We start from the raw sequence: 6,742 nt of genomic DNA on the forward strand, positions 1-6,742 counted from the left end.
CCATCAGGAACTCGATGAATCCGATACGCTCGACGCCGGCGACCCAATCGACCTTGGCCGCCGCTACAATGATCTGCGCCGCGATTTTCCCGGCATGCGCATCCTCGGTGGCTGCTGCGGCACCGACCACCGGCACCTCGCCGCCATCTGCGAGGCTTGCGTGCCGTTTGAAACACGGGTCGCCTGACCCCGCGGGTCTATATCGGCTGATCACCACACCACCGGAGCCGCCACGGGCGGCCCACCGGCCAGACACCACCGGGGCGGGAACATCAACACCGTCGCGGGAAAGGATTTTGACATGACCACGCATCGACATGCCGCCCGTGCGACGGACGGCCTAGCTGGCCTGTTCGGCCGGCTGTTTTCACCATGCCGCTTACGGACTGTCCGGCATTATCGCGTCGAACTCGATGAGTCCAACGACCACATGCTGCGCGATATCGGTTTGTCGCGCGGACCAACCAGGCTCTATCGCCGCGACTGACGCCATCCTTATGCTTCGCCGGCCTCCACGGGCGGCTGGAGCCGAAAGACCCCGCGGCCCAAGGCGCGGGAAGCAACGACCGGCCGCAAAGCGCCGGCGAAAAATCCATGCTGGAAAAACTGACCACACAGCAACGGGCGCCGTGACCGGCAGCCCGAACGGAGAACTATCATGGCCACCATACGTTTCGACGGCGGTTCCGCCCTCAATCTCGAGGATTCCGGGCTCGTGGCGTTCGACAATTCCTTCACCAGACAGAACGACTTCTGGCGCTACGAAACCACATCCGCAGACTTCGTCGAAGTCACCGGCAAGGACTTCCAGTATGACAATGACGGACGTCCGATTGCCGGAACCGTCACCGATATCGCGATCGACATCGGCGCGAATTTCGGTGCGCGCAATGTCATCGTCAGCGGCCTCAACGTCGCTGCCAGCCAGTTGGACGATAGTCCGCGCAAATTCTGGGATCAGGTGCTCAGTGGCAAGGACGTGATCAACGTCCAGGGCCTTGACACATCCAAGGTTGGCCAGAATTCGTCGCTGGTGTTCGGCGACGATATCGAATCGGCTGTGAGCACCACCTCTAACATCATCACCGACCGCGGCGAGAACGACGTGTTCATCACCGGCGACGGCTCCTATACGCTGATCGGCGACGTCGCCCTCGTCAGCGGCGGCGTGCGCCAGGAGTTCATTCCGGCGCAGCCCGGCACCGGCACCAAGCCGCCGGTTTCGGGCGGGTTGTTGACGATAACTGAATTTGCCCGCTACGACGCCGGCAATGACCTGATTACCGGCACCTCGACCGACGAAAGGCAACAGTTCATCGGCGACGGTCGCGAGGTTGGCGGCCGCGCCATCCTGCTTGGTGGAGACGACAAGCTGTCGAGCGCAAGCACCGATGACGGCTCCATGGTCGTTGGCGACGTTTTCCGGGCGGGTGGCGACGCGGCAGATGCCAAGGCGCGCGTCGAAGGCGGCGACGACACGATCACCGGGCTGGACCCGGTGCGGGTCGACGGATCGCGAGCGATCCTGGCCGGCGATGTTGCCTTCGTTGAAGACTTCACCGACGTGATTGGCGGCAACGACACGATCAAGGGCAGCGACGAAGGCGAAATCATCACCGGTGATGTCGTGCAGGACAATTCAGAGGCGGGCAGCCACGTCCATGGCGGCGACGACATCATCGACGGCGACGGTGGAAACGACCAGATCGCCGGCGACGTATTCGCCACGATCTTCCTGAACACCCTTGACTTTGGACCGGCTGGCGCCGCGACGATTGTCGGCGGGGACGATGCGATCCATGGCGGCGACGGCAACGACACCATCTTCGGTGAAGTCGCCTCCCATAACGCGGCAGACCTCGGTAAGGTGAGCGGCGGCGATGACAGCTTGTTCGGCGACGCCGGCAACGACACTATCTTCGGCCAGACCGGCAATGACGTGATCGACGGCGGCAGCGGCGATGACGAGATGTCCGGTGGCGCCGGGGACGATATTATCCTCGTCGATTCAGCCCGCGACAGGGTGATCGAGAGGGCCAATGAAGGCAATGCCGACCGCGTCAAGGCAACGGTGGACTATGCGCTCGACGCCAGCGCCCGCATCGAGATTCTGACCACGATCCTGTCGACGCAAACCGTCGACATCGACCTGACTGGCAACACGCTCAACCAGGAGATCGCCGGCAATGCCGGGGCGAACATCCTGCATGACGGCGGCAAGGGCGCGGCCGACATTCTGCGCGGTTTTGGCGGTAGCGACACCTATCGGGTGTTTAACACAGGTGACACGATCGTCGAGACCTCTTCGCAGGGCGCGGCGGACCGGGTGATCGCGGCGGTCGACTATACGCTCGGCAAAGGCGTGCATGTCGAGTTTCTCACCACCAACGGCTCATCAGGCACGTCGAACATTGATCTCGCTGGCAATGATATCGGCCAGGAGATCGTCGGCAATGCCGGAATCAACATCATCGACGGCAAGGGCGGCTCCGACGAATTGCGCGGCGGTAGCGGCAAGGACTTCTTCGTCTTCTCCACCGCGCTCAGTGCCGGCAATGTCGATACGATCCTCGACTATTCGGTCGCGGCCGACACTATCCGGTTGGAGAACGCCGTGTTCACGGCGCTGACCGCGACCGGCGTGCTCAACGCCGCCACCTTCCGCGCCAACGCCACAGGGCTCGCGGGCGACGCGACCGACCGCATCATCTATGAAAGCGACACCGGAAGGCTGATCTACGATGCGGACGGCACCGGCGAGATCGCTGGCGTCCAATTTGCTACACTGGCCAGTGGACTGGGACTGACCAACGCCGATTTCGCCGTCATCTGACGGCCGCCCAATCCAACCTCAAAACGCTCTACCGGCTTCCAATGGGAGCCGGCTACACCAACGGCCCGCCATCCGTGCGCGTCGTCCAGCTCCGGTCTCCGAAGGCGGACCGGGGCACACCCCTCCCATGCCTTCGATAAACCTAAGGAAATGACCATGAGAACCAAACTTGTTCTGACATACGCAGCTCTCGCCGCGACGGCGATGATCTTGCTCGGCGCATCGGCCGCAGTCGCGCAGGAGAAGCCCAGCGCCGAGCAAACCTACAAGGACATCGAGAAGACCCTCGGCTTCGTGCCGACTTTCATGAAGGTCTATCCCAAGCAAGGCATAGCCGGCGCCTGGGCGATGACCAAAGGCCTGGAGATGGAGAAGGGCGCTCTCGAGCCGAAGATGAAGGCGCTGATCAACATCGCGGTCGCGGCGCAGATCCCCTGCCGCTATTGTGTGTGGCTGGACACCAAGCTCGCCAAGGACATGGGTGCCACTGACGCTGAGATCGCCGAGGCCGTGGCGCAGGCCGGCCTGACGCGGAACTGGAGCGCGGTGTTGAACGGCATGCAGATCGACTTCGAAGCGTTCAAAGCCGAGTTTGAAGGGGAGTGATCAATACTGCGCGGATCGAGACGATCGTTGCGGTCCGCAGTTCAGCATTTGAGCGGCGGCGTGAACAACGCCGCCGCGCAATCGCACCGATGGGGTTCGCTTTCCAGCTCACCGTTGCAAGGAAACTGACCGACGAGCCGACACCACCGACCGTAGGTTGTCCCATGAAACCGACCAAGGTCGAGCCATTGCAGACTTCGACGGTGGGTGTCGAACGGGTTGGCGGCTGCGGCAGACTATCGCCGGCGACCTTAAGGCGGCAACCCTGATTCCCTCAGTAAGCGGCCAAGCTCCCGGGCCGTTTCGGGATCACGGTAATGCTCACCGCGCGTGAAGCCTGAGACCGTGAGCTCTGGCTTGCCGCCAACGGCTTCTCTGATGATCCGTTGGGCTTCGGCAGACCGATCGAGTGCTGCGAGCGCAGCCGCCCGATAGAGGCGCGAGCGATTGGTCTGAAACGCAAGCCTACCGAAGGATTCAACCGCCTCCGCATAGCGGCCCAGCGCATAGAGAACCACGCCGCGTTCTTCGACACACCAAACAGGAAGGAATGGATCGAGCATTTCGGCCTCATCGAGCAAGGATAAAGAACGCTCGCCCTCTCCGACGAAATTATACAGTGCTGCGCATCTTGCCTTGATGTAGGCATCCGTCGGATTCAGCTCCATTGCCTTGCGGCCGTGTGCCAGAGCCTCATCGAAGTTGCCATTCATGAGTTCGAACACGCCCATGATCCGGTTGGCCTCCGCATCGCAGGGATCGAGTTCGAGTGCGCGGCAAATGTCTCGTCGGCCTTTCTCGTAGTCGAAATCCGACAGCCAGGACGCTGCGCAGACCCTCCATGCGTAGGCGGCTGCGTAGTTTGGGTCGGCGTTGATCGCCTTTGTAAGCCAGTCGACAGACTGGCGTGCGTTGTTGTCGGTGACGCCCCCGAGGCGATGATGATCAAGCCCGCGTAGCAGGCAGTCGAAGGCGGTCATGTTTTCGGGCGGCTTCCGCCGCGCCGCCACCATTGCGGCATCCTCCATGCGCCCAGACACCGTTGCGGCGATCTTCGCGGCGGTCCGGTCAATCAGGGCGAGGATTTCATCGAAAGGTCGCTGAATCTTGTCGCTCCAAATCACCGCCCCCTGGTCGGTTTCCGAGAGCGTGAAGCTGACCGATACTCGCTCTCCGATCTTCCGCACCTGTCCCTCAAGCACATATCGAACGCCAAGAACCTCACCGAACCTCACCGGATCGGCGTGGGACTCCGCAATCGAGAAGCTCGCACTTCGCGAGCTGACCGAAAGACGTCGAAACCGCCCCAGTTCGACAATCAATTCCTCGGTGAGCCCCTCGGCGAGGTAGCGTTGGTCCTCATTATCGCCTGAAACGCGGAAGGGCAGCACCGCAACCGATGACGGCCGCCGTTCCTTCGTGATGAGCAGTTGCGTCGGTGCCGACTGCAGCCGATGTGCGCCAATCTCCCCGCGAACCCGATAGAGGTGCACCAGTTCAGAAATATTCTTAAATGGCCGCTCGCCGATATCGTCGAAAATGAACGAGGAATTTCGGCGGACATGCTCGAAGAGCGCACCGCTCACATAGATCGAATCTGGCTCTGCCGCCGCCTGTATGCGCGCCGCGAGGTTGACGCCGTCCCCGACCAGATCGTCCCCCTGCACCACGACATCTGCGATATGGAGACCGAACCGCATCCTGAGCGGTTCGCTCGCAGGTTCCTGCGCACCGGCAAGCGCGCTACGGATCTCGAACGCGCCGCGCACTGCATTCACGGCGCTTGGAAACTCGGCAAGCGCCGCGTCACCCGCTGTCTTGAAAACACGGCCATCGAGCAGGCCGACCTTTTCCGAAATGAGGGCCTGACAGCTCGCCAGGCGTTCCGCCGTCTGCTCTTCGGCGCGCTCCATCATCGCGGAGTAACCGACAATGTCGCCGACCATAAGGGCTGCCATCTTGCGCTTCATGGCGAACCTCCTTCACAGGACGACCGATCCAACAGTTTAGCGCATTGCGAAGCTGGCCGCATCGGAAAACGCGCTGCAAATGTATCCGAGGAAATAAAGACATCCGTTTACGGGTTAGTTGACTCGCTCCCAACGTAAATCCGACGCGCGGGGCGGCAGCCGACTATCGGGTCTTCGGATCACCTCGGCGATTGCGATCAACGAGGACGTCCGCCCGTTCTTACTTCGGCAAGGTAGGCTCAATCCGCCAACGCGCGACGAGCGCCCCGTACTGTTCGCCGAGTTCAGGCGACTGACCGGGCTATCACCAGCCAACGTGACTAACGGCAACACGAACATCGAACGCGACTGGTACGTCGTGACCGCGCTCGACGTGTCAACCGATGAGATTCGCACGAACACGGCGCGGTTCGTCGATGCATGCGCGATCGCGCGCACTAAAGGAAAGGGGGCGGGATCGCCTGCTGATCTCGCAATTATCGTCGAGCTGACCGCGGAGGACGAGACCGGCGGAACTTACCTCGTCGGTGCCCAGGCGGCGCAGGACGCGAGGGTTGTCCGCAAATGGCAGGGCGAAGTCTGGACGGCGATGGCGAAACTGCTTAGGGCCAAGGATTTCACCGTAGATAAGCCGCGCCCAGCAGGCCGATACGAAGTGGATGCAGAGGTAGTCGGCAGCCAACGCTGGTTCCTTATCGAAATAAAGACCGGCGCTGCGGCAGCTGACGTTTATGGCGGCCTTGGCCAGCTGCTTATCTACGCAAAGTTGATGCCCCGTCTCGCAAAATATCGGCCAGTCCTCTTGCTCCCCGCTCTACCTGCCTCGCCCCTTGTAACGGCGATCGACGCATTGGGTGTCGCGTTATGCACCTTCAACTGGCGTCGAACGGGGCGGGGCCATTCAGACAACATTCTCGGACGAATTCTTGAAGCTTTGCGGTCTTCCAAACGACGGGGCCTGAAGGTGAGGCACTCATCACGACGTTGACCACCGTAAGGACCTTGCCGATGCTGCATTGCGATGCCAACAACGTCGAGGCCGTCGATACCGCGGCGAGGATCACGCGGCCGACTCTGCCCGATATGCGACAATGAGCCGGCCATATTTGGCACGAAAGCAGTGACCTGCCACTGAGTTTTTCCTCCACCTGGAGTTAGAGTCCGGCCTCGATTGAAGGACGGACAGATGAAGCGGCAGCGGTTCACGGAAGAGCAGATCATCGCGGTGCTGCGCGAACACGAGGCGGGGGCAAAGGCGGCTGAACTGGCCCGCAAGCACGGGATCAGCGAGGCGACGCTGTATAACTGGAAGGCGAAGTATGGCGGCATGGAC

Annotated in this window: 7 protein-coding genes; 6 read left to right on the top strand and 1 reads right to left on the bottom strand. The window is 61.6% G+C overall.

Annotated elements, in window-relative coordinates:
- The 4 genes from ABMA59_RS36695 to ABMA59_RS36710 form a co-directional block, all read left to right on the top strand.
- Positions 1-187, top strand: a 187-nt coding sequence (locus ABMA59_RS36695; protein ID WP_349010263.1) for a homocysteine S-methyltransferase family protein, incomplete at its 5' end; no start/stop codon positions are given.
- Positions 188-301: 114 nt separating this feature from the next.
- A complete protein-coding gene (locus ABMA59_RS36700) occupies positions 302-487 on the top strand; it encodes a hypothetical protein (protein WP_349010264.1) in 186 nt (61 codons plus the stop codon).
- Between the two features lie 171 nt (positions 488-658).
- Complete coding sequence (locus ABMA59_RS36705) at positions 659-2,833, top strand: calcium-binding protein (RefSeq protein WP_349010265.1); 2,175 nt, start codon at positions 659-661, stop codon at positions 2,831-2,833.
- Between the two features lie 156 nt (positions 2,834-2,989).
- Positions 2,990-3,439 (top strand): carboxymuconolactone decarboxylase family protein, encoded by a 450-nt coding sequence (locus ABMA59_RS36710; protein WP_349010266.1) that lies wholly within the window; start codon positions 2,990-2,992, stop codon positions 3,437-3,439.
- Positions 3,440-3,690: 251 nt separating this feature from the next.
- Here ABMA59_RS36710 and ABMA59_RS36715 read toward each other — a convergent pair whose 3' ends face one another.
- A complete protein-coding gene (locus ABMA59_RS36715; protein ID WP_349010267.1) occupies positions 3,691-5,409 on the bottom strand; it encodes an adenylate/guanylate cyclase domain-containing protein in 1,719 nt (572 codons plus the stop codon).
- A 118-nt stretch (positions 5,410-5,527) separates the two neighbouring features.
- On the opposite strand from ABMA59_RS36715, the gene ABMA59_RS36720 reads away from it, so the two are divergent.
- Both ABMA59_RS36720 and ABMA59_RS36725 read left to right on the top strand, forming a co-directional pair.
- Complete coding sequence (locus tag ABMA59_RS36720; RefSeq protein ID WP_349010268.1) at positions 5,528-6,397, top strand: hypothetical protein; 870 nt, start codon at positions 5,528-5,530, stop codon at positions 6,395-6,397.
- A gap of 198 nt (positions 6,398-6,595) precedes the next feature.
- Positions 6,596-6,742 (top strand): transposase (locus ABMA59_RS36725; protein WP_349010269.1); only part of this gene is annotated, 147 nt, incomplete at its 3' end.

The sequence above is a fragment of the Mesorhizobium yinganensis genome (assembly GCF_040081985.1).
Lineage (GTDB): Bacteria > Pseudomonadota > Alphaproteobacteria > Rhizobiales > Rhizobiaceae > Kumtagia > Kumtagia yinganensis.